This is a genomic window from Micropruina glycogenica (assembly GCF_900289045.1).
In the GTDB taxonomy this organism is placed as follows: domain Bacteria; phylum Actinomycetota; class Actinomycetes; order Propionibacteriales; family Propionibacteriaceae; genus Micropruina; species Micropruina glycogenica.
This window is the reverse complement of sequence record NZ_LT985188.1, coordinates 1,609,830-1,634,037: the sequence shown is the minus strand read 5'-3', so window position 1 is coordinate 1,634,037 and position 24,208 is coordinate 1,609,830. Positions and strand designations below refer to the sequence as shown.

22 protein-coding genes are annotated in these 24,208 nt (G+C 70.0%); 17 read left to right on the top strand and 5 right to left on the bottom strand.

The annotated features are described in order from the left end of the window. Positions 1-59 precede the first annotated feature (59 nt). The 4 genes from leuC to MPLG2_RS07505 all read left to right on the top strand — a co-directional run bounded on the left by leuC (position 60) and on the right by MPLG2_RS07505 (position 4,641). Positions 60-1,475 (top strand): 3-isopropylmalate dehydratase large subunit, encoded by a 1,416-nt coding sequence (leuC, locus tag MPLG2_RS07520; RefSeq protein WP_105185592.1) that lies wholly within the window; start codon positions 60-62, stop codon positions 1,473-1,475. Positions 1,476-1,485: 10 nt separating this feature from the next. After that, positions 1,486-2,091: a 3-isopropylmalate dehydratase small subunit gene (leuD, locus tag MPLG2_RS07515; protein ID WP_105185591.1), complete on the top strand. Its 606-nt coding sequence runs from the start codon at positions 1,486-1,488 to the stop codon at positions 2,089-2,091. A gap of 512 nt (positions 2,092-2,603) precedes the next feature. After that, positions 2,604-3,287 carry a lysophospholipid acyltransferase family protein gene (locus MPLG2_RS07510; protein WP_331826942.1) on the top strand — a complete coding sequence of 228 codons (684 nt, stop codon included), beginning with the start codon at positions 2,604-2,606 and terminating at the stop codon, positions 3,285-3,287. A 241-nt stretch (positions 3,288-3,528) separates the two neighbouring features. After that, positions 3,529-4,641 carry a D-alanine--D-alanine ligase family protein gene (locus MPLG2_RS07505; RefSeq protein WP_105185589.1) on the top strand — a complete coding sequence of 371 codons (1,113 nt, stop codon included), beginning with the start codon at positions 3,529-3,531 and terminating at the stop codon, positions 4,639-4,641. A gap of 360 nt (positions 4,642-5,001) precedes the next feature. On the opposite strand, the gene rarD is transcribed toward MPLG2_RS07505, so the two are convergent. Further along, positions 5,002-5,898: an EamA family transporter RarD gene (gene rarD, locus MPLG2_RS07500; protein WP_105185588.1), complete on the bottom strand. Its 897-nt coding sequence runs from the start codon at positions 5,896-5,898 to the stop codon at positions 5,002-5,004. 42 nt (positions 5,899-5,940) lie between these two features. Between rarD and MPLG2_RS07495 the strand changes: the two genes are divergently transcribed. Together MPLG2_RS07495 and MPLG2_RS07490 are read left to right on the top strand one after the other, a co-directional pair. Beyond that, the gene (locus MPLG2_RS07495; protein WP_105185587.1) at positions 5,941-6,888 is read left to right on the top strand and encodes a thiamine-phosphate kinase; all 948 of its coding nucleotides are present in this window, start codon (positions 5,941-5,943) and stop codon (positions 6,886-6,888) included. A 149-nt stretch (positions 6,889-7,037) separates the two neighbouring features. Further along, positions 7,038-8,027: an esterase/lipase family protein gene (locus MPLG2_RS07490; protein ID WP_105185586.1), complete on the top strand. Its 990-nt coding sequence runs from the start codon at positions 7,038-7,040 to the stop codon at positions 8,025-8,027. A gap of 103 nt (positions 8,028-8,130) precedes the next feature. On the opposite strand, the gene MPLG2_RS07485 is transcribed toward MPLG2_RS07490, so the two are convergent. Next, complete coding sequence (locus MPLG2_RS07485) at positions 8,131-9,675, bottom strand: gamma-glutamyltransferase (RefSeq protein ID WP_105185585.1); 1,545 nt, start codon at positions 9,673-9,675, stop codon at positions 8,131-8,133. Between the two features lie 416 nt (positions 9,676-10,091). On the opposite strand from MPLG2_RS07485, the gene MPLG2_RS07480 reads away from it, so the two are divergent. The 10 genes from MPLG2_RS07480 (at position 10,092) to MPLG2_RS07435 (ending at position 21,123) form a co-directional block, all read left to right on the top strand. Continuing rightward, positions 10,092-12,392 (top strand): DNA translocase FtsK, encoded by a 2,301-nt coding sequence (locus MPLG2_RS07480; protein ID WP_105187545.1) that lies wholly within the window; start codon positions 10,092-10,094, stop codon positions 12,390-12,392. 156 nt (positions 12,393-12,548) lie between these two features. Further along, positions 12,549-13,940, top strand: a complete 1,392-nt coding sequence (gene rimO / locus MPLG2_RS07475) for a 30S ribosomal protein S12 methylthiotransferase RimO (protein ID WP_105185584.1) — start codon at positions 12,549-12,551, stop codon at positions 13,938-13,940. Beyond that, on the top strand, positions 13,937-14,521 hold the full coding sequence (gene pgsA / locus MPLG2_RS07470) for a CDP-diacylglycerol--glycerol-3-phosphate 3-phosphatidyltransferase (protein ID WP_105185583.1): 585 nt from the start codon (positions 13,937-13,939) through the stop codon (positions 14,519-14,521). Before rimO ends, pgsA begins: the two co-directional genes overlap by 4 nt. Beyond that, positions 14,518-15,045, top strand: a complete 528-nt coding sequence (locus MPLG2_RS07465) for a CinA family protein (protein ID WP_105185582.1) — start codon at positions 14,518-14,520, stop codon at positions 15,043-15,045. The genes pgsA and MPLG2_RS07465 overlap by 4 nt, the downstream gene beginning before the upstream one ends. Positions 15,046-15,086: 41 nt before the next feature. Further along, positions 15,087-15,389 (top strand): helix-turn-helix domain-containing protein, encoded by a 303-nt coding sequence (locus MPLG2_RS07460; protein ID WP_105187544.1) that lies wholly within the window; start codon positions 15,087-15,089, stop codon positions 15,387-15,389. A 1-nt stretch (position 15,390) separates the two neighbouring features. Further along, on the top strand, positions 15,391-15,585 hold the full coding sequence (locus tag MPLG2_RS07455; RefSeq protein ID WP_105185581.1) for a DUF3046 domain-containing protein: 195 nt from the start codon (positions 15,391-15,393) through the stop codon (positions 15,583-15,585). Positions 15,586-15,928: 343 nt separating this feature from the next. Further along, on the top strand, positions 15,929-16,975 hold the full coding sequence (gene recA, locus MPLG2_RS07450; RefSeq protein ID WP_105185580.1) for a recombinase RecA: 1,047 nt from the start codon (positions 15,929-15,931) through the stop codon (positions 16,973-16,975). Then, positions 16,972-17,517, top strand: a complete 546-nt coding sequence (locus MPLG2_RS07445) for a regulatory protein RecX (protein ID WP_105185579.1) — start codon at positions 16,972-16,974, stop codon at positions 17,515-17,517. The genes recA and MPLG2_RS07445 overlap by 4 nt, the downstream gene beginning before the upstream one ends. 314 nt (positions 17,518-17,831) lie before the next feature. Then, on the top strand, positions 17,832-19,460 hold the full coding sequence (rny, locus tag MPLG2_RS07440; protein WP_197710114.1) for a ribonuclease Y: 1,629 nt from the start codon (positions 17,832-17,834) through the stop codon (positions 19,458-19,460). Positions 19,461-19,653: 193 nt separating this feature from the next. Continuing rightward, positions 19,654-21,123 (top strand): HEAT repeat domain-containing protein, encoded by a 1,470-nt coding sequence (locus MPLG2_RS07435; protein ID WP_105185578.1) that lies wholly within the window; start codon positions 19,654-19,656, stop codon positions 21,121-21,123. Here the strand turns inward: MPLG2_RS07435 and MPLG2_RS07430 are convergent. Beyond that, entirely contained in the window at positions 21,083-22,180 is a 1,098-nt protein-coding gene (locus MPLG2_RS07430; RefSeq protein WP_105185577.1) for a HEAT repeat domain-containing protein, read from the bottom strand. The genes MPLG2_RS07435 and MPLG2_RS07430 overlap by 41 nt on opposite strands. A gap of 143 nt (positions 22,181-22,323) precedes the next feature. Then, positions 22,324-22,887 carry a TIGR03086 family metal-binding protein gene (locus MPLG2_RS07425; RefSeq protein WP_105185576.1) on the bottom strand — a complete coding sequence of 188 codons (564 nt, stop codon included), beginning with the start codon at positions 22,885-22,887 and terminating at the stop codon, positions 22,324-22,326. Positions 22,888-22,938: 51 nt separating this feature from the next. On the opposite strand from MPLG2_RS07425, the gene MPLG2_RS07420 reads away from it, so the two are divergent. Beyond that, positions 22,939-23,769: a helix-turn-helix domain-containing protein gene (locus MPLG2_RS07420; RefSeq protein WP_105185575.1), complete on the top strand. Its 831-nt coding sequence runs from the start codon at positions 22,939-22,941 to the stop codon at positions 23,767-23,769. 11 nt (positions 23,770-23,780) lie between these two features. Here MPLG2_RS07420 and MPLG2_RS07415 read toward each other — a convergent pair whose 3' ends face one another. Beyond that, positions 23,781-24,200, bottom strand: coding sequence for a VOC family protein (locus tag MPLG2_RS07415; RefSeq protein WP_105185574.1), 420 nt, complete (start codon positions 24,198-24,200; stop codon positions 23,781-23,783). Between the last annotated feature and the right edge of the window lie 8 nt (positions 24,201-24,208).

The window sequence follows — 24,208 nt, the reverse complement described above, 5'->3', positions numbered from 1 at the left end:
AAGATGTGGCGGCGTATTGTGCCGAACAGACCGACCCGGGGGCAGTCAAAGGAGCAGCGATGGGGAGCACCCTCAGCGACAAAGTGTGGGACAGGCACGTCGTTCGCAGTGCAGCGGGCGAGCCCGATCTGCTCTACATCGACCTGCATCTGGTGCATGAGGTCACCTCGCCGCAGGCCTTCGACGGCCTGCGCCTGGCCGGCCGTGCCGTGCGCCGCACCAACCTCACCATGGCCACCGAGGACCACAACACCCCCACCCTCAACATTCTCGCCCCGATCGCCGACCCGGTGAGCAAGCTGCAGGTCGACACCCTGCGCAAGAACGCCGACGAGTTCGGCATTCGCCGGCACTCGCTGGGCGACAAAGACCAGGGCGTCGTGCACATCATCGGCCCGCAGTTGGGCCTCACCCAGCCCGGCCTCACCGTGGTCTGCGGCGACTCGCACACCTCCACCCACGGCGCGTTCGGTGCGCTGGCGTTCGGCATCGGCACGTCCGAGGTCGAGCACGTGCTCGCCACCCAGACCCTGCCGCAGGCCCGGCCCAAGACTATGGCCGTCAACATCAACGGCACCCTGCGCGAGGGCGTCACGCCCAAAGACGTGGTGCTCGCGCTGATCGCCAAGGTGGGCACCGGCGGCGGCCAGGGCTACGTGGTCGAATACCGCGGCAACGTCATGCGCGAGATGAGCATGGAAGGCCGCATGACGATCTGCAACATGTCGATCGAGTGGGGCGCCAAGGCCGGCATGGTCGCCCCCGACGACACCACCTTCGCCTACCTCAAGGGTCGCCCGCACGCCCCCGAGGGCGCCGACTGGGACGCCGCCGTCGCCTACTGGCGCACCCTCTACACCGACGACGACGCGGTCTTCGACGTCGAGGTCGACCTCGACGCCGACTCCCTGACGCCCTTCGTCACCTGGGGCACCAACCCGGGCCAGGGCGTGCCGCTGGGCGGCGCGGTGCCGTCACCCGACGACTTCACCGACCCGGTGGAGAAGTCCGCAGCCCAACGCGCCCTCGAATACATGGGCCTGGAGGCGGGCACCCCGATGCGCGACATTCACGTCGACACCGTGTTTCTCGGCTCGTGCACCAACGGACGCATCGAAGACCTGCGGCTGGCCGCCTCGGTGATCGAGGGCCGGCACGTCGCCGACGGCGTGCGCATGCTGGTGGTGCCGGGCTCGGCCCGGGTGCGGCTGCAGGCGATGGAAGAGGGCCTCGATCAGATCTTCAAGGACGCCGGCGCCGAATGGCGCGAGGCCGGGTGCTCGATGTGCCTGGGCATGAACCCCGACCAGCTCGCGCCCGGCGAGCGCTCGGCGTCCACGTCGAACCGTAACTTCGAGGGTCGGCAGGGCAAGGGTGGACGCACCCACCTGGTCTCGCCGCCGGTGGCCGCCGCCACCGCCGTGCGCGGCACGCTGTCGTCGCCCGCCGACCTGCCCGCACCCGTCAACGCCTGAGGAGCGCCCGATGGACAAGTTCGACTCGCACACCGGCGTCGTGGTGCCGCTGCGGCGCAGCAACGTCGACACCGACCAGATCATTCCGGCCGTCTACCTGAAGCGCGTCACCCGCACCGGCTTCGAGGACGGACTGTTCGCCGCCTGGCGCAACGACCCCGAGTTCGTGCTCAACAACCCCGCGTACGAGTCCGGCTCGATTCTGGTGCCCGGCCCCGACTTCGGCACCGGCTCGTCGCGTGAGCATGCGGTGTGGGCGCTGCAGAACTATGGGTTCAAGGTGATCGTCGGCTCGCGCTTCGGCGACATCTTTCGCTCGAACTCGGGCAAGGCCGGCCTGGTGATCGCCACCGTGCCGCAAGAGACCGTCGAAAAGCTGTGGGACTTCGCCGAGGCCAACCCGGGCGCCGAGATCACCGTCAGCCTGGTCGACAAGACCGTCACCGCTGGTGACGACGTGTACGAGTTCACCATCGACGACTACACCCGGCACCGGCTGCTCGAGGGCCTGGACGACATCGGCCTCACCCTGCAGCACGAAGACCTGATCAGCGAGTTCGAGGCCGGTCGGCCCAGCTGGCTGCCCAGAACCCTTCCGGTGCGCACCGCCGGCTGATCGTCGCGCTGGTCGAGACCGTACGGCGAGGGGGAGCACAGAACTCTCGCCGGTCGAGTTTGTCGAGACCACACGGCTGGGGGGCGCGCGACTGTCGCTGGCAGAGCGTGTCGAGACCCGGTTACGAGAGGCCGCGCTCCTGCTTCGTTGAAGGACGAGTCGAGACCCGTCCGGCAACTGGCTTCCGACAAGCTCAACCGCCCGGATGCGTCCGGCGAGCCGGCCGCTGGCCCGACTCGGCAACCTGAAGGATCCAGATCCGAGCCTCCCGAGCGCGACTAGGTTCCGAAGGAATGAACTCCGTTATCAAACCGCAATTCACGACCGTGTTTTGTTGCAGTTTGGACACGGCCGAGGGTGGGCGTGTCCACGGCCCTACCGCTCGCCAGTAGCCTGATTCGACCCCACCCTGGAGGTAGTCAATGTCTCGCGCGGAACTGTCGCTGGCGACGGTGAACCGCGCGCCGTCCGAACGGCTGTTTCGCGTACTGGCTCGCACCGTTGCCCCGCTGATGCGCGCCATCACCCGGCAGGACTGGCGCGGGGGCGACAAGGTGCCGCGCACGGGTGGGGTGATCGTGGTCGCCAACCACATTTCGAACTTCGACCCGGTTGCGCTGGGGCACTTTCTGATCTGGCACGGCCGCTGGCCGCGCGCGCTGGCCAAGAGCGAGCTGTGGCAGGTGCCCGTGGTGGGCTGGCTGGCCCGTTCGCTGGGCCAGATTCCGGTGCAGCGGCGCACCGCTCGGGCGGGCGAGTCGCTCACCGCGGCGGCCGCCGCTCTGGCTCGTGGCGAGTGCGTGGTGATCTACCCCGAGGGCACGATCACCCGCGACCCCGACGGTTGGCCGATGACCGGACGCCCCGGCGCGGCCCGGCTCGCCCTCGAGACGGGCTACCCGGTGCTGCCGATCGGGCAATGGGGCGCGCAAGAGGTGATGCCGGGCCCGGGCGTGGCGTGGCCGCGACTGCTGCCACCGCACACGATGCACATCAAGGCCGGCGACATGGTCGACCTGACCGACCTTCGCGAGGCGCGCGACGCACCCACGGCCGCGGCCGAGGCCAGCCTCCGCATCATGGACGCCATCAGCACCCTGGTGGGCGAGGTTCGCGGCGAGGCGCCGCCCGCCGAGCGCTACGACCTGCGAGCCGGACGACGCCTACCCAGAGACTGGGCCGGCGAAGCGGTCTGACTCGTGACTGGGCCTGCGCGGTCGTGAATGACGACCGATCGTGACGTTGCTGCGCCTCAGTCGCCCGGCGGCCGTCCAGAACCGGTCGTCATTTCACGAAGCCCCACGGCCGGTGGGGTTGCTGCGCCGTGCATTGCTCCCGAACCGGTGCAACCCGTCACGTGAACAGCTCGGTGGCGTCCGTCGTGGCGGCGATGGCGACCACTAGGGTGGCGTGTGCACCCGACCAACAGGAGGACGCATGACGCAACGCATTCGGGTGGGCATCGTCTTCGGGGGTGCCAGCTCGGAACACGACGTCTCGTGCATGACCGCCGGCGGTGTCAGCCGAGCCATCGACGCCGACCGGTTCGACGTGATCGGCATCGGCATCACCCCTTCTGGTCGTTGGGTTCAGGTGCCGGCCGACGAGCTGCGTGCGCTGCGCAAGCAGGGCGACGAGCTGCCCCGGTTGAGCGAGTCGCGCGCCACCGCCGTGCTGCTGCCCGGCGAGGCCGGCGGCGCCCGGGTGGCGACCATCGAGGGCGACCGGCTCGTCGACCTGCACGACTTCGACGTGGCGTTCACCCTGCTGCACGGCCCCTTCGGCGAAGACGGCACCATTCAGGGCATGTTCGAGCTGCTCGGTCTGCGGTATGTGGGGTCGGGCGTCGCGGCGAGCGCGAACGGCATGGACAAAGACCTGATGAAGCGCCACCTGTCGGCCTCGGGATTGCCGGGGTGCCGGTTCGTCACGGTCACCGACCGGCAGTGGCGCCAGCAGCGGGAGCAGTCGATCGACCGCATCGCCAAGCTCGGCTATCCGCTGTTCGTGAAGCCCGCCCGCGGCGGTTCGAGCGTCGGCATCACCAAGGTCGACCGCGCGGACGAGCTCGAACAGGCCGTGCTGTTCGCGCAGAAGTTCGACCCCAAGCTGGTGGTCGAAGAAGCCGTGCTGGGGGCTCGTGAGATCGAGTTCGCCGTGCTCGGCGGTCGGGGCGCGGCGCCCCGGGTGTCACTGCCTGGCGAGATCGTGATGCGCGAGGCGGGCGCCTTCTACGACTTCGACGCCAAGTACGTCTCAGACGACGACGCGGCCCTGTTGGTGCCCACCGAGATGGACGACGACCTGCGCCGTCGGGCAGCCGACGTGGCCGCCCGCACCTTCGAAGCCATGGGGGCCGAAGGGTTGGCCCGGGTCGACCTGTTCATCACCGCCGACGGGCACGTGCTGGTCAACGAGATCAACACCATGCCGGGCTTCACCCACATCTCGATGTTCCCGTCGCTCTGGGCGGCCTCGGGCCTGGACTACACGACGCTGATCACCGACCTGATCGACCAGGCCCTGGAGCGTCCGGTCGGCCTGCGCTAGCTCTGCCCGTCGCCTGTTGGGTTCCCACGGAGCATCGGTGCCCGAGGTCGTCCCGGCACCCGTACGCAACGGTGCTTCGGTGCGCCAGCGCGTCCGCCGGCCCTCACGTGACTGCCCTCGCGACACGTCACTGCCTGCGTGCGGGCAGCGGGGTGTCACAAAGGCAGCTACGTGAACGGTCGGGGTGCGTGGACGCCCGTGCGCCCCGGCCGGCGCTCAGCAGGGCTCTTCGACGGACTGCTTTCACGTGACTGCCCTCGTGACACGTCACTGCCTGGCGTGCGGGCAGCGGGGTGTCACAAAGGCAGCTACGTGAACGGTCGCGGCGCGTGCGTGGACGCCCGTGCGCCCGGCCGGCGCTCAGCAGGGCTCTTCGACCGCCGGCACCTCGTGGTCGCGAATGGTCATGGTCAGGTAGATCGCCGAGCCGATCCACACCCCGACCAGGCCGATCCAGTACGAGATCGACACGTGCTCGCCGAACAGCGTGATGCCGAGCAGAAACTGAATGGTCGGGGCCACGTACTGCAGCACCCCCAGCACGCCGAACTGCAGGCGCGGGGCCGCCACCGCGAAGAACCACAGCGGAATCGCGGTGACCGCACCGGCCGCGACCAGCATGAGGCTCATCGTCCAGGTCGTGCCGAACTGCCCCTGCGGGCCCAGCCACAGCAGGTAGGGCAGGGCCAACGGCGTTAGAAATGCCGACTCGATCAGCAGCCCCTGCAACGCGGTCAGTGTCGAGCGCTTCTTCACCACCCCGTACAGCCCGAAACTGCAGGCCAGGGTGAGCGAGACCCACAGGCCGTCCCAGTTGCCGGCCGAGATCACCACCACGCCGAGCAGCACGGTCGAGCCGCCGATGCGCGCGCCCAGCCCCAGCCGTTCGCCGAAGATCAGCACCCCGAACAGCACGTTCACCAGGGGGTTGATGAAGTACCCCAGCGACGCCTCGACCACGTGGTGGTTGTTCACCGCCCAGATGTAGACCAGCCAGTTGGTGCCGATCAGAGCTGCGGCGGCCAGCAGCGTGGGCAGGGCGCGACGGGTGAACACCTTGGTGCGCAGCCAGTCCCACCGGGTGCGCATCGCGAGCAGCACGATCAACACCAGCACGAACGACCAGACGATGCGGTGCGCGAGAATCTCCAGGGGCCCGGCGGGCTTCAGCGCAGCCAGAAACGGCGGCAGAAAGCCCCACAGCAGGTAGGCGGCAACGGCGGCGCCCAAAGCCTGGTTGCGCGAGATCGGTGCCACGGGTCGGATGCTTCCACTCCATAACCTCTACGCTCAACTCTCATGGCAGGACGTTCGGTGGCCGAGACCGGCGAGTTCGAGTTGATCGGCGCGATCACCAGTGGGTTGCCCACCTCGCCGGCGGTGAGGGTGGGGCCCGGCGACGACTGTGCGGTGTTCGCCGTCGACGGCGACGTGGCGGTCTCGACCGACACCATGGTCGAGAACGTGCACTTCCGCCGGGCCTGGTCGAGCCCGAACGACGTCGGACGCAAGGCGGTCGCGGCAGCGGTGTCAGATCTGGAGGCTATGGGCGCCCGTCCGGTGGGGCTGGTGATGGCGCTCACCGTGCCGTCCGACCTCGACGCCACCTGGGTGAGCGAGTTCTCGTTCGGCGTGCGCGAGGAATGCGCGAACGCCGGCGTGCTGTTGCTGGGCGGTGACACCACCCGTGGCCGCGACATCACCGCCACGGCCACGGTGTTCGGCGACCTGCAGGGGCGTCCCCCGGTGACCAGGGCGGGCGCGCGGCCCGGCGACGTGGTGGCGGTATGCGGGCGGCTCGGCTGGGCGGCGGCCGGTCTGACGGTGCTGAACCGCGGGTTCCGGTCGCCGCGGGCGGTCGTGGTGGCCCATCGGGTGCCCGAGCCGCCCTACGGCCAGGGCATCGTGGCGCAGCAGGCCGGTGCGACGGCGATGATCGATTGTTCCGACGGACTGCTGGCCGACTTGGCCCACCTGGCGCGGGCGTCGGGGGTGGCGATCGACGTCGAGACGTCAGCCCTCGACGTGGCCGAGCCGCAGAGCGTGGTGGCGGCAGCCGTCGGCGGGGGAGACCCACTGACCTTCGTTCTCAGCGGCGGCGACGACCATGCTCTGCTGGCGACGTTCGCCGAAGACTCGGTGCCCGACGGCTGGCGGGTGATCGGACGAGTGCTGCCCGGCGAACCGGCCGTCACCGTGGACGGCGCGCAGTGGGAATCGGACGCCGGGTGGCGACACTTCCAGTGAGCCGCGGTCGAGCGTGTCGACGGGTGGTTTGACCGCCGGTTGAGCGTGTCGAGACCGCTCGGGGTTATCAGCTCATCGTCAAGCCGGTGTCGTCGGTATCAATCCACCGCGGCCCGCCTCCTGACCTCATTCGGGGGGAGGTGTCTGCCATGACCGAGGTGGCCACGATGGTGCACGTCGCACGGCGTCCGCTGACGCTGCCCGACGGCACGGCGGTGCAACTGCACGGCCCACTGCAACCGGACGTTCCGCTGGTGATCCTGCTGCACGGCTTCGCCGGTGATCTGGCGAGCCTGACGCGTCCGGGCCGAGACGCCGGCAGTTGGCGAGACGCTTTGCTGGGCGCCGGGTTCAGCACCCTGAGCTATCGGCAGTCGGAGCCGCTGGGCACCCTGGAGCCCAACGTCGACCAGTTGTTGCGCATCGCCGCGGGCCCCCTCAGCACCGACCGGCGGCTACGTCGCCTGCCCCTGGTGATCGTGGCGCACAGCCGGGGCGGACTACTCGCCCGGGCGTTCATCGACCGCGCCGCCCACAACGTCGCGCTGGCGGGTGTGCTCGAGCGCATCGAACGGGTCGTCACGCTGCATTCACCGCATCAGGGGTCCGACTTGGCCGGCCTCACCGTACGCGTGGACGGCGCTGTGCAGCGGGTGAAGGGCCTGGTGGGGTCGCTCGGGCTGCGTCCGGCGGTGCTGGCCGCGCTGTGCCTGCTGTCAGGGTCGCCCGCAGTGGCCGAGCTCGCGCCGGGCAGTGCGCTGCTGCGCGACCTCGCTCGGCGGACGCCACCCACGGGCATCGCATGGCACACCTTCGGCGGCACCAGCGCCGACCTGGGACGCATCAGGCACCTGCTGGCCGCGCCGCACGATTCTGGGGCTCGGCCCGCGCCGGTCAGGCTCATGCGGGCCAGGGGGTTGGCCGAACTGCTCGGTGTGCTCGACCGGCTCGCCCTGCTGGCTCCGGCGCTGCGCGAGGGTGAGGGAGACCTGGTGGTCGCCGACACCAGCGCGCGACTGCCCTTCGCCGCGAGTCACCGGGTGAACCCGTTGACCCACATCGAGGCGCTCTGGGACGGCGCACTGCAGACCCAGGTGCTCGGCCTGCTGCATGCCGGCGATGCACTGGTGGCCGCGTGATGCGAATGCAATGCTTCACGGACGGTTCCGTCGGTTCAGGGACGATTCCTTCGGTTCAGGGACGGTTCCTTCGGTTCATTTCTGAGCCGGACGTGCGGCACACTCACTTCGTTTTGACGACCGGCCCGGCCGCCGAGCCGATCACCGTGCGGGGATCGGCGGCGGCGGCCCAACTGCCGTCCGGACGGCGGGCGATCACGTGCGCGTGCCCCACCGCCGAGTCGAACGCAGGCAGCCGAACCACGCGATGGCCCCGGTCGGCCAGCCCCGGCAACCATGAGGGTGGCGCCTGCGCCTCGACGGCGACCTCGGTCTCGCCGCTGGTCCAGGTGTCGAAACCGGTCGGGGCGCGCAACGCCCAGCGCCCGGCGTCCACGGCATCGGCCGGCCATTGACCGTGGTGAAACAGCCGCGCCGCCAGTTGCAGCAGAATCTGCGGCTGGGCGTCGCCGCCCATCGTGCCGAACACCGCCCGCAGCCCCTGATCGTCGGTGGCCATGGCCGGCACCAGGGTGTGCGGGGGCCGCTTGCCGGGGGTGAGCTCGGCCGGGTGGCCGGCGATCAGGTTGAAGCCGAGCCCGCGGTTGTGCAGGTTGATCTGCGTGGACGGCTCGGCCAACTGCGACCCGAACCCGGCGGCGTTCGACTGAATCAGCGACACCGCCATGCCGTCGGCGTCGGTCACGCACAGGTAGGTGGTGTCGCCCGCCTGGCCGGGTGATTGCTGGCGCGGACGCCCCAGCCACTCACCCCGCGCGGCGGCCCTGGCCAGCAGGTGCTCGCCGTCGGCACCGTCGTAGAGCACCTCGGGCCGGTCGAAACCCACGGTGGTGGCGCAGGCGATCAGTAGGTCGGCCCAGGCGACGTCCGACGGATCGGGCAGGTCGCACGATTGCGCCAACACCGCCGACGCGGGCAGCAGGTAGCCCTGCGACGGCGGGGGAGCCACCCACAACTCCACACCCCAGGCGCGGGCGCGCAAAGGCGTCGTCCAGCGGGCGCAGTCCGTCGCCAGGTCGGTGGGGGTGATGGTGCTGCCGCGCATGGTCAGCAGCCCGGAGCCGAACTCGCCGCGGTAGAAGCCCTCGCGTCCACACGCCGACACGGTTCGCAGGGTGCGCGCCACGCCCGGACGACGCACCACCGATGACTCGTCGACCACCTGGCGACTCAGTTCGCTCAGCTGCCGGCGCGCCGGTTCACCCAGCCGAGCAACCGACGCCGCCAGCGGTGCGCCCGCCATGAATCCGCGCTCGGCCAGGGCGATCGCCGGCGCGAACAAGTCGTCCATGGCCCGCGTGCCGTAGCGCCGTTGCAGGGCCAGCAGGCCGTCCACGCAGCCGGGAATCGTGACGCTGCGAGGGTCGCCCACCAGCGGCATGGTCGTGAGACCCTGAGCACGCATCGCGGCAGGGTCGCTGAACGACCCGGCGCGGCCGGCAGAGATCAGGCAATCGACCGACCCGTGGGCGTACACCAGGGCCATCAGGTCGCCGCCCAGCCCGCACAGGTGCGGTGCAGTGACGGCCAGCACGGCGTTCGCGGCGATCGCGGCGTCGACCGCGTTGCCGCCCGAGGCGAGCACGGCCAGCCCCGCCTCACTGGCGCGGGCATCAGCGCTGGCCACGAAACCCCGAGAGCCGCTCATCGCAGCATCGTATTCACCGGGGACGGTGCTGAACGTGTTGGGGACTCCGAATGGATGGGGACGGTTCTCCAACGGTTGGAGAACCGTCCCCTTGTTGGTTGGAGAACCGTCCCCTTGTTGGTTGGAGAACCGTCCCCTTGTTGGTTGGAGAACCGTCCCGTGACTGTTCGAGAACTGTCCCCGAGGGCGGTGGTCCCGAGTAGGTCGGACTCCCCGTGCCCGACCCAGCGGCGTGGTCACTGTGCCGCTTCACAGCTTTGGCCTAGGGTGGCGCCATGGCGACCCGCGCGTCTTCCCCGCCGCGGTCTCGTAACAGCGCTCAGCGCAGTTCCGCACCGCGGTCGTCCGGAAGCAAGAAACCACCGGCCCGCACGACCACGCGGCGCACCCCGGCGAAGAAACAGTCCTCGGGTGTGCTGCCCGCGCTGGGTCGCGGCATCGCCGCGGTCTGGAACGGACTGGCCCGCGGCGTCGGCGCCCTGGCGCGCGGCATCGGACACAGCGCGCGCGACCTCGACCCGGCCCTGCGCCGTGACGGCGCCGGCCTGGCCCTGATCGGCCTGGCCGTGCTGATCGCCGGCGAGTTCTGGTTCGGCATTCCCGGGGCGGTCGGGCGCTGGGTGCACGTGGGCATCAGCACGGTGTTCGGCTCGCTGAGCGTCGCACTGCCCCTGCTCGGTCTGGCGATGGCGTGGCGCACGCTGCGGCACCCCGAGAACAACGGCCCGGCCGGACGCCAGGTGGTCGGCTGGACCAGCGCCCTGCTCGGCCTGCTGGGGCTGATTCACATCAGCAAGGGCATGCCGCGCTTTCCCAACGCCGAGGCCGTGCGTGAGGCCGGCGGTGCGCTGGGGTTCATCGCGTCCACGATTCTGGCCGACCTGGTCACGGTGTGGGTGGCGGTGCCGCTGCTGATTCTGCTGCTGCTGTTCGGCGTGTTGGTGATCATCGGCATTCCGCTGCACGAACTGGCCAACCGGTTCGCCGAGTTCAAGGCCAAGCTGCCCACCCGGCCCGAGCCCGCGCCCGACCTGAAATACGGCGTCGACGAGGCCTACGACACCCCCATCGTGGGCGACACCGAACCGCCCGAGATCGACCATTGGGCCGATGACGAGCCCGAACCCGAGCAGGTCGATGTCGCACCGGTCACGGCTGGACGGGCGCCGGTCGCGCCCGAGCAGCACGAGCTGGCGGCCCCTGAACACAGCCACGTGACGGCCCGAGCCGAGCAGCTGCAACTGACCGGCGACGTGCAGTACGTGCTGCCCGAGCCGATGGTGCTCAAGGCGGGCTCGGTGCCCAAGGCGCGCACCCAGGCGTCCGACGCGGTGGTCGGACGGCTCACCGAGGTGCTGCGGCAGTTCGAGATCGACGCCACTGTCACCGGCTACATGCGTGGCCCGACGGTCACCCGCTACGAAGTCGAACTCGGCCCCGGAGTGAAGGTCGAAAAGGTCACCGCGCTGGCCAAGAACATCGCCTACGCGGTGGCGTCGGCCGATGTGCGCATTCTGTCGCCGATTCCGGGCAAATCGGCGATCGGCATCGAGATTCCCAACGCCGACAAAGAGATCGTGTCGTTGGGTGACGTGCTGCGCAGCCCGGTGGCCCGCAACGACCACCACCCGATGACGGTCGGCCTGGGCAAAGACGTCGAGGGCGGCTACGTGGTGGCCAACATGGCCAAGATGCCGCACCTGCTGGTGGCCGGCGCCACCGGTTCGGGCAAGTCGAGCTTCGTGAACTCGCTGATCACATCGATCATGATGCGGGCCACCCCCGACGAGGTGCAGCTGCTGCTGGTCGACCCCAAGCGGGTGGAGCTCACCCACTACGAGGGCATTCCGCACCTGGTCACGCCGATCATCACCAGCCCCAAGAAGGCCGCCGAGGCGCTGCAGTGGGTCTGCCGCGAGATGGACACCCGCTACGACGACCTGGCCGCGTTCGGCTTCAGGCATGTGGACGACTTCAACAAGGCTGTCAACGCCGGTGCGGTGAAGCTGCCGCCGGGCTCTGAGCGGGTGCTGGCGCCCTACCCGTACCTGATGGTGATCGTCGACGAGTTGGCCGACCTGATGATGGTGGCTCCGCGCGACGTGGAGGACTCGATCGTGCGCATCACCCAGCTGGCGCGGGCCGCGGGCATCCACCTGGTGCTGGCCACGCAGCGTCCGTCCACCGACGTGGTGACCGGGCTGATCAAGGCCAATGTGCCGTCGCGGCTGGCGTTCGCCACGGCGTCGATGACCGATTCGCGGGTCATTCTCGACTCGCCCGGCGCCGAGAAGCTGGTCGGCCAGGGCGACGGGCTCTTCCTGCCGATGGGGGCGTCGAAGGCGATCCGGGTGCAGGGCGCGTGGGTCACCGAGGCCGAGATTCGCCAGGTGGTGAAGCTGGTCACCGATCAGCTGCCGGCGCAGTACCGCGACGATGTCGCCGCACCCGCCGAGACCTCCACGAAGGTGGCCGAAGACATCGGCGACGACCTCGAACTTGTGCTCGAGGCGGCCACCCTGGTGGTGAACCTGCAGTTGGGTTCGACGTCGATGCTGCAGCGCAAGCTGCGGGTAGGTTTCGCGAAGGCCGGACGACTGATGGACATTCTCGAAACCAGGGGAGTGGTCGGGCCGTCCGAGGGTTCGAAGCCGCGTGAGGTGCTGGTGAAGCCCGACGATCTGGACGAGGTGCTGGTCAACCTGCGTGAAGGCTGACCATCAGCCGTGGCCCGTCGCATCGCGTGAGCCAGAAGGAGAACCGTCCCCGATCCGGCTCAGGGGACGGTTCTCCTTTTGGCTCAGGGGACGGTTCTACTTCTGGCTCAGACCCTGATCGATCAACCGCACAGCGGGCTGAGATAGATTGCTCCGGTGACTGAGCGCGTCCATCTGGTGTCTCTGGGCTGCGCGCGCAACGACGTCGATTCAGAGGAGTTGTTGGCCCGCCTCGAGCAGGGCGGGTTCGAACTCACGGACGACCCTGAGACCGCTTCGGCGATCGTGGTGAACACCTGCGGCTTCATCGAATCGGCGAAGAAGGACTCGGTCGACACCCTGCTCGCAGCCGCCGACTACAAACAGTCGGGCAGCGCGAAGGCCGTGGTGGCGGTGGGCTGCATGGCCGAGCGTTACGGACGGGAACTCGCCGACGCCCTGCCCGAGGCAGACGCGGTGCTGGGCTTCGACGCCTACCCCGATATCGCCGATCGGCTGCGCTGGATCATGGACGGCGGCCACGTCCAGGCCCACCAGCCCCGCGACCGGCGGCACCTGTTGCCGCTCGCGCCCGCGGAGCGTCCGGCCGCGGCTGACGACGTAGTGCTGCCGGGACACGCCCCCGCCAGCGGCCCGCGGGTGTTGCGCCGGCGCACGGGCGACGGCCCGATGGCCGCGCTCAAGGTCGCTTCCGGCTGCGACCGCCGGTGCACGTTCTGCGCCATTCCGTCGTTTCGCGGCAGCTACCTGTCGCGCCCCGCGGACGACCTGGTGGCCGAAGCCCGCTGGTTGGCCGGCCGAGGCGTCAAGGAGTTGTTCCTGGTCAGCGAGAACACCTCGTCCTACGGCAAAGACCTGCGGCTCGGGCCACGCGCGCTGGAGACCCTGCTGGCCGACCTGGCCGCGGTCGACGGCATCGAGTGGATTCGCGTCTCGTACCTGCAGCCGGCCGAGCTGCGCCCCGGCATGATCGAGGGCATGCTCGCGGTCGACAAGGTGGTGCCCTACTTCGACCTGTCGTTTCAGCACGCCGCGCCCGGGGTGCTGCGCCGAATGCGCCGCTTCGGCGATCCCGAATCGTTTCTGGCCCTGCTCGACCGGGTGCGCACCCTGGCCCCACAGGCCGGCGTTCGCAGCAACGTGATCGTCGGCTTCCCCGGTGAGAGCGAGGCAGACTTCGCCACCCTGATGAGTTTCGCCGAACAGGCCCGGCTCGACGCGCTGGGCGTGTTCGGCTACTCCGACGAAGAGGGCACCGAGGCCGAGCGGCTCGACGGCAAGCTACCCGACGACGTGATCGACGAGCGCCTCGAAACCATGGCCCAACTCGCCCAGGAACTGTGCGACCAGCGCGCCGCCGAACGGGTGGGCGAGCGCGTCCGGGTGTTGATCGAAGAGTCGGACGGCACGGGCCGGGCCGCGCACCAGGGCCCCGAGGTCGACGGCTGCACCAGACTCGTGCCGGGCTCGGCTGCGGTCGGTAGCCTGGTTGATGCCGTCGTCGTCGAGGCCGACGGCATCGACCTGATCGCGACCGAGGCGCCATGACCGACCAACCCAGCCGGCTGAATCCGGCGAACGGGCTCACCCTGCTGCGCCTGGTGCTGGTGCCCGTGTTCGCCTGGATTCTGCTGAGCCACCCTCACGACCTGTGGTGGCGGCTCGGCTCTACGGCGTTGTTCGGGCTGGCCATCGCCACCGACGCCCTCGACGGGCGCATCGCCCGTAAGTACAACCTGATCACCGACTTCGGCAAGCTGTGGGACTCGATCGCCGACAAGGCGCTGACCGGCATGGCCTTCATCGGTTTGAGCATTCTGGGCGAATTGCCGTGGTGGATCACCGTGCTGGTGTTGGCCCGCGAGTGGGGCATCACCTGCATGCGGGTCGCCATGCTCAAGTACGGGGTGATGGCGGCCAACGCCGGCGGCAAGCTCAAGACGGTGCTGCAGAGCATCGCGCTGCTGCTGTTTCTGCCCGGCCTGCCACTGATGCCCGTGTGGTTGCAGTGGATCGCCTGGCTCGCCATGGCGGCGGCGGTGCTGCTCACCGTGGTGACTGCCGTGCCGTACATTCGCGAGGCCATCGAGATGCGGCGCAAGGGAGTCGCCGAACAGGAGGAGCGATGAGCGAGAAGCCGTTGGCCCAGATCGTGGGCGAGACGCTGGTCACGCGGCAGTTGACCCTGTCGACGTCGGAGTCGATCACCGGCGGCCAGTTGGGGGCCACGATCACGTCGGTGCCCGGGGCGTCCCGGTACTACCTGGGCGGCGTCGTGGTGTACGACACCGAACAGAAGGCACGCATCGGCGGCGTGAGCAGATCGGTGCTGAAGTCGCACGGCGTGATCTCTGAGCAGACCGCGATCGAAATGGTGATGGGGGTGCAAGAGCTCACCGGATCGGACTACGCCCTGGCCACCTCAGGGGTCGCCGGCCCGGACCCGCAGGAGGGTCACCCGCCGGGCGAGGTGTGGATCGCGGCGGTCGGCCCGCGGGTGGGTACGCACGAGCCGTCGCCGCTGGCGCTGCGTTACGAGTTCGGGGGTGACCGGCTACAGATTCGTGACCAGACCGTATCGGCCGCCCTGACCATGCTGTTGAGCCTGCTCGACCCCGCCGAGCGGGAACAGAACGGCCGCGTCACACGTTGAGCAGAAGTCATTTGTCGTAAGGGATGGGTAGAGTCGTGGGCATGATCGTTGCCGAGGCCAGCCGACCGCTGCTGATGCGTGAGCTGCTGGGCGAATCGCTGCGCGAACTGCGCAACGAAGACCACCGCACGCTGCGCGAGGTCTCGTCGGCGGCCCGGGTGAGCCTCGGCTACCTGTCCGAGATCGAGCGCGGGCAGAAAGAGCCGTCCAGCGAGTTGCTCAACGCCATCTGCGGCGCGCTGGGCGTTCCGCTGTCGTTCGTGCTACGCCGGGTCAGCGACAAGTTCGACGACCGCGACGTGGTGACCCACCTGGGCATGCGCGCCGGGCGCGTGGCCGCCTGAGGTGCGCGAAGCCGAACTCTGGAACCGTCTGTTCCACCATCTCGGACGGGTGCAGGCGCTGGTCTTCGCCGAGGGGCACGTGATCGGTGAACTCGGCAGTCGTACGGTGCGTGAGGCGATCGCTGCGGGCATTCCGTTCAAGACCATCTGGTTGGCCGTTTGGCAGACTCTCGAGCTGCCCGCATCGGAGCGTTGAGCGCGCTCAACCGCGTCCTGGTTGTTTTCTGCGCTGGTCGAGCCGGTCGAGACGCGTTGCGATGCTCGAGCGTGTCGCCCTGTCGGTGATCGGGTGCATCACGACCCCCGTCAGCCGCCCCACGCACGCCAGTTGCACACCAGGGTTCGGCGTGTCGGACTTCTTTCGAACATCTGTTCGGTAACCTCGTGCATGCACAGTGAACAGCCGCTCCGGCGACTCGTCCACAACCCCGCAGCGACTTTGACACTTTTGTCAGTGGCCGTTCGTAGGGTGAGGGCACAGGGCACAAAGACCAACTGAGTCACAGGCATTCAGGGCCGCATGAGGAAGGACCACACACATGGCGATTGCAGATCGCGAGAAGGCGCTCGAGGCAGCCCTCGCCCAGATCGAGAAGCAGCACGGCAAGGGGTCGGTCATGCGGCTCGGCGAAGACGTCCGGCAGCCGATCGAGGTGATCCCCACCGGGTCGATCGCACTCGACGTGGCCCTCGGCATCGGCGGCCTGCCCCGGGGGCGCGTGGTCGAGATCTACGGCCCTGAGTCCAGCGGCAAGACGACGGTGGCGCTGCACGTCATCGCCAACGCACAGGCGTCGGGCGGCATCTGCGCCTTCATCGACGCCGAGCATGCGCTCGACCCCGACTACGCAGCGCGGCTGGGCGTCAACACCGACGCCCTGCTGGTCAGCCAGCCCGACAACGGCGAACAGGCACTCGAGATCGCCGACATGCTGGTGCGGTCCGGCGCGCTGTCGCTCATCGTGATCGACTCGGTCGCCGCCCTCACCCCGCGCGCCGAGATCGAAGGCGAGATGGGCGACAGCCACGTGGGTCTGCAGGCGCGGCTGATGAGCCAGGCGCTGCGCAAGATGACCGGAGCGCTGGCCGGTTCGGGCACGACGGCGATCTTCATCAACCAGTTGCGCGAAAAGATCGGCGTCATGTTCGGCTCGCCCGAAACCACCACCGGCGGCCGGGCGCTCAAGTTCTACTCGTCGGTGCGGCTCGACGTGCGCCGCATCGAAACGCTCAAAGACGGTGCCGAGATGGTCGGCAACCGCACCCGGGTCAAGGTGGTCAAGAACAAGGTGGCCCCGCCCTTCAAGCAGGCCGAGTTCGACATCATCTACGGCCAGGGCATCAGCCGTGAGGGCAGCCTCATCGACCTCGGCGTCGAAACCGGCATCATCCGCAAGGCGGGTGCCTGGTTCACCTACGAGGCCGACCAGCTCGGGCAGGGCAAAGAGAACGCGCGCACCTACCTCAAGAAGAACCCCGAGGTGGCCGACGAGATCGAAACCCGCATTCTCAAGCACCTGGGCATCGGAGCGGCCGGCGACGTGCCGCCCGGCATCGACCCGGTCACCGGTGAGGTCGAGTTCTGAGCCGCTGGCAGCGGGCAGAGCCGTCGGGGCCCGTCGAGGGCCCCGACGCAGACCCTGTCGCGGTCGCCCGCGAGATCGCTCTGCGGCTGCTCGACGTGCGTGACCGCACCCGGCACGAGCTCGAGCAGGCGCTGGCCAAGAAGCAGGTGCCCGACCATGCCGCCGCCGAGGCGCTCGACCGGCTCACCGAGGTGGGCCTGATCGACGATCGACGCTTCGCCGACGCGTGGTTCGAAGCACAGCAGAGGCGCCAGCGGTCGACCCGTGCGCTGCGTCACGAGCTACGCACCAAGGGCGTGCACGACGAGCTGGTCGATCAGGCTGCGGCAGCGGCCGACGACGGCGCCGACCTGCAGGCGGCACAGGCGCTGGTGGCCAAGCGGCTGCCGTCGCTTCAGCGGCTTGATCACCAGGCGCGCTATCGCCGCCTGGCCGGCCAGTTGGCCCGGCGCGGCTTCGGCCCGGGGGTCATCTCGACGGTCTTGCGCGACCTCCCCAGAGCAGGCGACGACTCGCCCGACCCCGACCCGTTCGCCACCTGAGCCATAGCCCGACAAGTCCAGCGCCTAGCCAGGGCTCGGTCCAGAACGGCGCGAAACTCCCTCCCGACAAGGCGTCCAGCTTGATCGTTGGCGCGCAGGCGCCTAACCTCGCCTGCAGGTGCGTCAACGACTCATCAACCCATGCGATCGACTCTTTCACGGGGAATGAAACCCCACCAATGATGGATGGTCCGTCCACCCCCGCGGCGGAGCCGGACGGCAGTGACCGAACATGTGTGCTCGGGCATCGCCTGATTACATGAAGATAGCGACGTTGGCTACCGCCGAGAGTTCCCGACGACGGAAGGTATCCGATGGATCCCACGCAGCAACTGCTCGCGATCGTCTCGGTTCTCGCGGTTGTGCTGGTCGGCCTGACCATCGTCGTGGTGTCCATTCTGCGCAATCAGCAGAAGGCGCAGAAACAGGCTGCGCGTCGCGCAGTCGAGCAAGAGAAGCAAGAACGCAACCGGCTGCAGGCGTTGGTGGCCCGGGTTGATCCGCTGGCCCGCAAGGCCGAAGGTGACGAGATCATCGCCACCGCCCGGGCCGAGGCCGAACGCGTCCGCACTGAGGCCGAGCGTGCACGCTCCGAGGCCGACAGCGCCGTACGGGTCGAGCGTGAGCGGGTCGACAAACTGCTGGGCGAGGTTGAACGCCGCGAGCGTCGGGTGGCGCAGCGCGAAGACCAGCACGCCGGCCTGCAACGCAAGCTCGACGAGCGGCTCGGCGACCTCGAGGTCACGCTGGCCGACCTCGACGCCCGCCGCAGCGATCTCGATGAAGCCGAGGCGCACCAGCGGCACGAACTCAGCCGCATCGCCGGCATGACGTCGGCCGAGGCGAAGGCAGAGTTGCTCAGCCAGGTCGAGCACGAGGCGCGGCTGCAGGCCGTCCAACTGAGCCGTGAGATCGAGTCGGACGCCCGTCGCGACGGTGAGCAGAAGGCGCGCCAGATCATTGTCGGCGCCATTCAGCGGCTCGCCACCGAGCAGACCACCGAGTCGGTGGTCACCACCGTGCCGCTGCCCGGCGACGAGATGAAGGGCCGCATCATCGGCCGCGAGGGCCGCAACATCCGTGCCTTCGAGCAGACCACCGGGGTGAACGTGATGATCGACGACACCCCCGAGAGCGTGCTGCTGTCGTCGTTCGACCCGGTCCGGCGCGAGGTGGCCCGGCTCACCCTGACCGAACTGGTCGCCGACGGCCGCATCCACCCGGCCCGCATCGAGGAGGTCTACGAGCGCAGCAAGCGCCGGATCGACGAGATCTGCCTGCGCGCCGCCGAGGATGCGGTCACCGAGGTGGGGCTGACCGATCTCGACCCGGGGCTGTTGCCGACGATCGGCGCCCTGCAGTACCGCACGTCGTACGGGCAGAACGTGCTCAAGCACCTGGTCGAGTGTGCGCACCTGGCCGGCCTGATGGCGTCCGAGCTGCAACTCGATCCGGCGCCGGCCCGCCGGGCGGCGTTCCTGCACGACATCGGCAAGGCGCTCACCCACGAGGTGGAGGGCTCGCACGCCAAGGTCGGCGCCGACCTGGCCCGCCGGTTCGGCGAGCACCCCGACATCGTCAACGCCATCGAGGCCCACCACAACGAGGTCGAACCCAAGACCGTGATCGCCGTCCTCACCCAGGCCGCCGACGCGATCAGCGGCGGACGGCCCGGCGCCCGGCGCGAGAGCCTCGAGGTGTACGTGAAGCGACTGCAGCGCCTGGAGGAGATCGCCCGCGCCCACAAGGGCGTCGACAAGGTCTTCGCGATGCAGGCCGGCCGCGAGATCCGGGTGATGGTGCAGCCCGAGAACGTCGACGACGCCGCCACCCACGTGATGGCGAAGGAGATCGCCCGCCAGGTCGAGGACGAACTCACCTACCCCGGCACCATCAAGGTCACCGTCGTCCGGGAGTCCCGGGTCACCGAGACCGCCCACTGACCCGGCCGCCGCCGGCCGAGCTCGCCCGCACGTCGGGGACGGTTCTCGGACGTTCGATTTTCGGACGTTGGTGACGGTCCCCGAGATGCGGAATTCGCACGCGAGGAACCGTCCCCGGGTACGGAGATCGAAGGTTGGGGACGGTTCTTGCGGGGTTGAACCTGACGTCGCGTCAGGTTCTAGCGTCGTCGGCATGACACAGGACACCATCACCGCCGACCGGGTGAGCAGCGCGATCGTGCTGTTGGGGGACGCCGACCCCGAGGTGCGGCTGCGGGCCGCCGTCGACCTGGGCACCTGGCGGGCGGACGAGGCGGCGCCGGCACTGGTCGCCCGGTTGGGGATCGAGCCGAGCCACGCCATCCGCGAGACCCTCACCTGGACGCTGCTGCGCATGCCGGAGGTCGCCCGTCCGCTGCTGCGGGCCGCACTCGGCGATCCCAACTGGCTGTCCCGGATGCAGGCCTGCCACGTGCTGAGCAAGCTCGGCGATCCGGCGGACGCCGAGTACCTGCTGCCGCTGCTCGCCGACCCGGTGGACGCTGTCGCGTCCCGCGCCTGGTGGGCCGCCGGGCAGACGGGCTCGCCGGCGGTCACCGACGCCCTGGCGGAGCAACTGGGTCGCGGCGACAGCGAGCTGCGCAACTCGCTCAGCATCGCGTTCGAGGAGTTGCGCGACCTCGGCGTCCCGGCGCTGGCCCGCCGGCTCCGGCACGACGAGATGGCGGGGGTACGCGAGCACGCCGCCGACACCCTCGGGCTGATCGGCTCCCCGTATGCCGATCCGGCGATCCTGCTGCTGCACGAGGCCACCGCCGATCCTGACGCGATGGTGCGCTTCGCCGCGCTGAACGCGTTGGGTCAGCTGGACTCGCCGCGGGCGCGCGCCGCCGTCCGTGCGGTGTCGGATTCGGACGATCCGCGGCTGCGGCGTCTCGCGGAACGGCTCGTCCGCCGGCACCGGCCCGAGCCGGCTCCGGTCGCCCCGGAGCCTACGGACCGTCCGCTGCCCGCGGGCGTGGTCGCTGCGGCCCCGGGGGTGCTGGTCGAACTCGCGTGCGAGTCGACCCTGCTGACGCAGAGCCGGATGCTGACCGCGCTGGCCGACCGGGTCGCCACACTTGCCGCAGCCCACCCCGATCTCGACCGGGACGGACTTCTCGAGGTCGCGCTCCCGGACGGGTCGACGGTGCGGGGCGAGCTCGCCGCCCTGTCGATCCGTGCGGGGGAGGCGATCGATCTCGCCGCCGTAGAGCGCCTGGACGGCGCCGCGCATGCCGTCCATGCAGCCGCCGACGGATCGCCGGTCGGGGTTCTGCTCGGGCACACCGGAGGCCCCGGTCCGGACACCGACCGGATCATCGCCAAGATCCTGCTGCAGGTGGCCGTCTGCGCACCTCGGTCGGTCGCGACCGGCGATGTACCCGCCCGGGTCTGGGACGGCGTGCGCGCGGCGGCAGACGACCGGGCGCGGGCCGACGGCCTGACGGGCGCCCTGGCGGAGCGGGCCGTCGCCGGGGCCATGGCCGACTATGCGGCGCGGCACGTGTTGCTGCAGCAGGTGAGCATCACCGACCCCGGCGGCACGATCGACGCCCTGTTGTACGGCCGGGGGATCCGGCTCACCGGCTTCCGCCGGCTGACCGCAGGCGATCGGCGCTGATCCGGCGGGCCAGGGCCACCAGGTGCGGGTCATCGGACGCCGCGGCGCGGGCGATCGCGGCCTCGGCGGCCTCACCGCGCACCTCGGCCAGCGCGAACACCGCGGCCAGGCGCACCTGCCGGTCGCCGTCGTCGGCCCGCGCGACCAGTGCCGAGGTGGCCGCGGGTCCGTCGAGCTGCTCGAGCACCTCGACGGCCCGGGTCCGGGCCCTCGGATCCGCGGGGGGAGCGAGCGCGAGTGCCGCGGCGGCGACGTCGCCGAAGCGGATCAGGGCATCGGTGACGGCGGCCCCGAGCGGTTCGTCGGGGGTGCCGAGCAGGTCGATCAGATCCGGCAGGGCGCGTTCGTCGCCGAGCCGTCCCAGCGCGGTGACCGCCGCCGCCCGGATCGCCGGCTCGGGATCGTCCAGCAGTGTCTTCAGGGCGGGCACCGCATCGCGCTCGCCCAGCTTGTCCAGGGCATGCACGATGTGCAGCCGGACCCCGGGTCGCGCGCCGCCGAGCAGGTCGATCAGCGGCGCGACCGCGGGGCGTCCGTGCCGCGCCACCGCCCACACCAGCACCCCCAGCACGTCCGGATCGGTCTCGGCCGCGATGCGCTCGATCAGCACCGGCAGCGGGATCGGGTCGGCGTCCAGGGCTGCGCGCACCCGGACGGTCGCCTCCGGATGCCGCAGCCGGGCGATCAGGGCGATGGTGTCGAGCAGCTCCGGCCAGGCGGCCTCGTTGCCCGCGCGCAGCACCCGGAGCCGGTCGAGCAGCTGCCGCTGCAGCGCGATCTGTTCGGTCAACCGGGCGATGTGCTGGTCCAGCACCAGGTTCGGGTCGAACCCGGGATCGTCCAGTGCCGCCTGCACCTCGGCGAGGCTGAGCCCGAGCGACCGCAGGTGCTGGATGTCGAGCAGCCGTCGCAGGTCGGACGGCGTGTACAGCCGGTGGTCGCCCCAGCTGCGCTCGCTCGGCACCAGCAGCCCGAGCCGGTCGTAGTGGTGCAGTGCCCGCACGGTCAGCCCGGTGCGACGCGCCACCTCACCGATCCGCAGCCAACCGTCGTCCATGGACGCCGAGGCTACGCCCCGGAGGCGAACCCGCGGAAAACACCGGCCAGGTGACCCGGGTACGGCCAGTCCCGGTGTTGATCAGCGCTTCCTCGGCCGCGGCCGGCGTGGGTGCGACCGTGAGGAGTCAGCGCCTTCCCGGCTCAGGAACCCGGCGCGGTCCAGTGCGGGTCGCGTCCGAGGCGGGCGAGCAGCCGCTCGACCGGGGTGGCGCCGTCCGGAATCGGGAGTGCCGGCGCGCAGACGCCGGGCGAGTGCAGCGCGGCTCCCCAGCCGTCGGCGATAGCGCCGAGGGTGCGGGCGTCGTCATCGGTGATCGGGCCGTCCTGGCCGGTGGCGCGGGCGATGTCCCAGCCGTGCACGACCAGGTCCCAGCCGTAGAAGTCGGCCATGGTGTCGCCGATGGTGGTCGGTCCGAAGTAGCCGTCGTAGGGGCGCTCGGCCACGCCGCCGGTCGCCAACGCCTGCGCGACATCGCTGAGGTGCGCCCGCCAGGCCTCCGCGGGATCGTTCGTCGCCGGCGGTGTGGTGTCGAGCAGCCCGTGTCTGACCAAGAAGTCGCGTTCGGTGTCGATCACGTGGCGGACGACGTCCGCGGCCGTCCAGCCCTCGCAGGGACTGGGGTCGTCCCAGCGGCTGCCCACGCCCGCCACGATCCGGCTGAAACGATCGGCGCGGCCGGTGAAGATGGTGATGGTGTTCGTCATGTGCCCCAGGCTAGGAAGACAGCCGCGACGAGCCTTGTGATAATCCGACACATGCCCGATCCGTCTGCTGGAACCGGACGCCGCGTCGACCCGGTCGATCGCGCCCACCTGACGTCGGCAGCGCGACCGTCGCCGCCGATCCACCGGTACGCGCCGTCCGCCGTGCTGGCGGACCTGGTCGCCCGGTACTGGATCCCGGTCTGGTCGCTGACCGCGCCGACGACCCAGAGCACGCTGCAGTACCCGGTCTGCCTGATCGTGGTGAGCGATAGCTACGCGCGGTTCTACGGCGTCGCCCGCGGCCTCTCCCGGGTGACGCTCGACGGTGACGGCTGGGCGGTCGGCGTGCTGTTCCGTCCCGCCGCCGGACGCCTGCTGCTCGGTCGTCCGGTCAGCGAGCTGACTGACGCCCACCTCGAGCTGGCCTCGTTGCCCTCAATCGACGGAGCGGCGCTCGCCGCGCGGGTCACGGCCTCGATGACCCCTGATCCGGCCGCCCCGGCCAGCCACCGGGCGGCCATCGCCGCCTACGAGGACGTCCTCGGCGCCCTGCTGCCCGTCGACGGCCCGGGTCTGCTGATCAACCGGGTCATCGACTGGTTGACCGAGCATCCCGCGGTGACCCGGGTGTCCGAGGTGGCCGAGGCGTTCGCGATGACCGAGCGCAGCCTGCAGCGGCTGGTCGTCGACCGGGTCGGGCTTACCCCCAAGTGGCTGATCCAGCGGCGCCGGCTGCACGACGCCGTTACCCGGCTCAAGGCGGGGGCGGCCTCACTCTCCGACCTGGCGGCGGAACTCGGCTACGCCGACCAGGCGCACTTCACCAAAGACTTCCGTGCCGTCACCGGCCTCACCCCCGGGCAGTACCTGGCCGAGCAATGAGTCGTGGGGTTTCACTCAGCAGCCGTAGGTCGTGCCCAGCCACGGGGACGCCACTGCGACGGCCCGGCCACCACGACCAGGTAGCCGTCCGGGTCGCGCAGCCAGATCTCGGACTGCCGGGCATTGGGGTTGACGTGCGGTTCGGTCTGCACCTTTGCCCCGGACGCCCGTACCCGCGCCACGGCGGCGTCGAAGTCGTCGACCTCGAACCAGAGCGCGACCCCGTTGCCCAGCGTGGCCCCCGGATCGGCCAGGTAGCCGTGATGATCCTCGACGTCGGTGCGATGCAGCTGCAGCAGGAGCTCGCCGTCGACGAGGATCTGCTCGTACTCGTCGCCGCCGTGCCCGCTGGCACCACCGAGCACGGCGCAGTACCAGGCACTGGACGCCGGCACGTCGGCAACGCAGACGAGGGTCTGATTCCAGATCATCCACCGAT

Excerpts from the sequence above, each read along its gene's own strand:
- MPLG2_RS07435 (WP_105185578.1), top strand. The coding sequence starts at position 19,654 with ATGACACAGGACACCATCACCGCCGACCGGGTGAGCAGCGCGATCGTG.
- MPLG2_RS07490 (WP_105185586.1), top strand. The coding sequence starts at position 7,038 with ATGACCGAGGTGGCCACGATGGTGCACGTCGCACGGCGTCCGCTGACG.
- MPLG2_RS07415 (WP_105185574.1), bottom strand. The coding sequence starts at position 24,200 with ATGATCTGGAATCAGACCCTCGTCTGCGTTGCCGACGTGCCGGCGTCC.
- leuC (WP_105185592.1), top strand. The coding sequence starts at position 60 with ATGGGGAGCACCCTCAGCGACAAAGTGTGGGACAGGCACGTCGTTCGC.
- rny (WP_197710114.1), top strand. The coding sequence starts at position 17,832 with ATGGATCCCACGCAGCAACTGCTCGCGATCGTCTCGGTTCTCGCGGTT.
- MPLG2_RS07460 (WP_105187544.1), top strand. The coding sequence starts at position 15,087 with ATGATCGTTGCCGAGGCCAGCCGACCGCTGCTGATGCGTGAGCTGCTG.
- MPLG2_RS07505 (WP_105185589.1), top strand. The coding sequence starts at position 3,529 with ATGACGCAACGCATTCGGGTGGGCATCGTCTTCGGGGGTGCCAGCTCG.
- MPLG2_RS07420 (WP_105185575.1), top strand. The coding sequence starts at position 22,939 with ATGCCCGATCCGTCTGCTGGAACCGGACGCCGCGTCGACCCGGTCGAT.
- leuD (WP_105185591.1), top strand. The coding sequence starts at position 1,486 with ATGGACAAGTTCGACTCGCACACCGGCGTCGTGGTGCCGCTGCGGCGC.
- MPLG2_RS07485 (WP_105185585.1), bottom strand. The coding sequence starts at position 9,675 with ATGAGCGGCTCTCGGGGTTTCGTGGCCAGCGCTGATGCCCGCGCCAGT.
- pgsA (WP_105185583.1), top strand. The coding sequence starts at position 13,937 with ATGACCGACCAACCCAGCCGGCTGAATCCGGCGAACGGGCTCACCCTG.
- MPLG2_RS07510 (WP_331826942.1), top strand. The coding sequence starts at position 2,604 with ATGCGCGCCATCACCCGGCAGGACTGGCGCGGGGGCGACAAGGTGCCG.
- recA (WP_105185580.1), top strand. The coding sequence starts at position 15,929 with ATGGCGATTGCAGATCGCGAGAAGGCGCTCGAGGCAGCCCTCGCCCAG.
- MPLG2_RS07425 (WP_105185576.1), bottom strand. The coding sequence starts at position 22,887 with ATGACGAACACCATCACCATCTTCACCGGCCGCGCCGATCGTTTCAGC.
- MPLG2_RS07495 (WP_105185587.1), top strand. The coding sequence starts at position 5,941 with ATGGCAGGACGTTCGGTGGCCGAGACCGGCGAGTTCGAGTTGATCGGC.
- MPLG2_RS07465 (WP_105185582.1), top strand. The coding sequence starts at position 14,518 with ATGAGCGAGAAGCCGTTGGCCCAGATCGTGGGCGAGACGCTGGTCACG.
- MPLG2_RS07430 (WP_105185577.1), bottom strand. The coding sequence starts at position 22,180 with ATGGACGACGGTTGGCTGCGGATCGGTGAGGTGGCGCGTCGCACCGGG.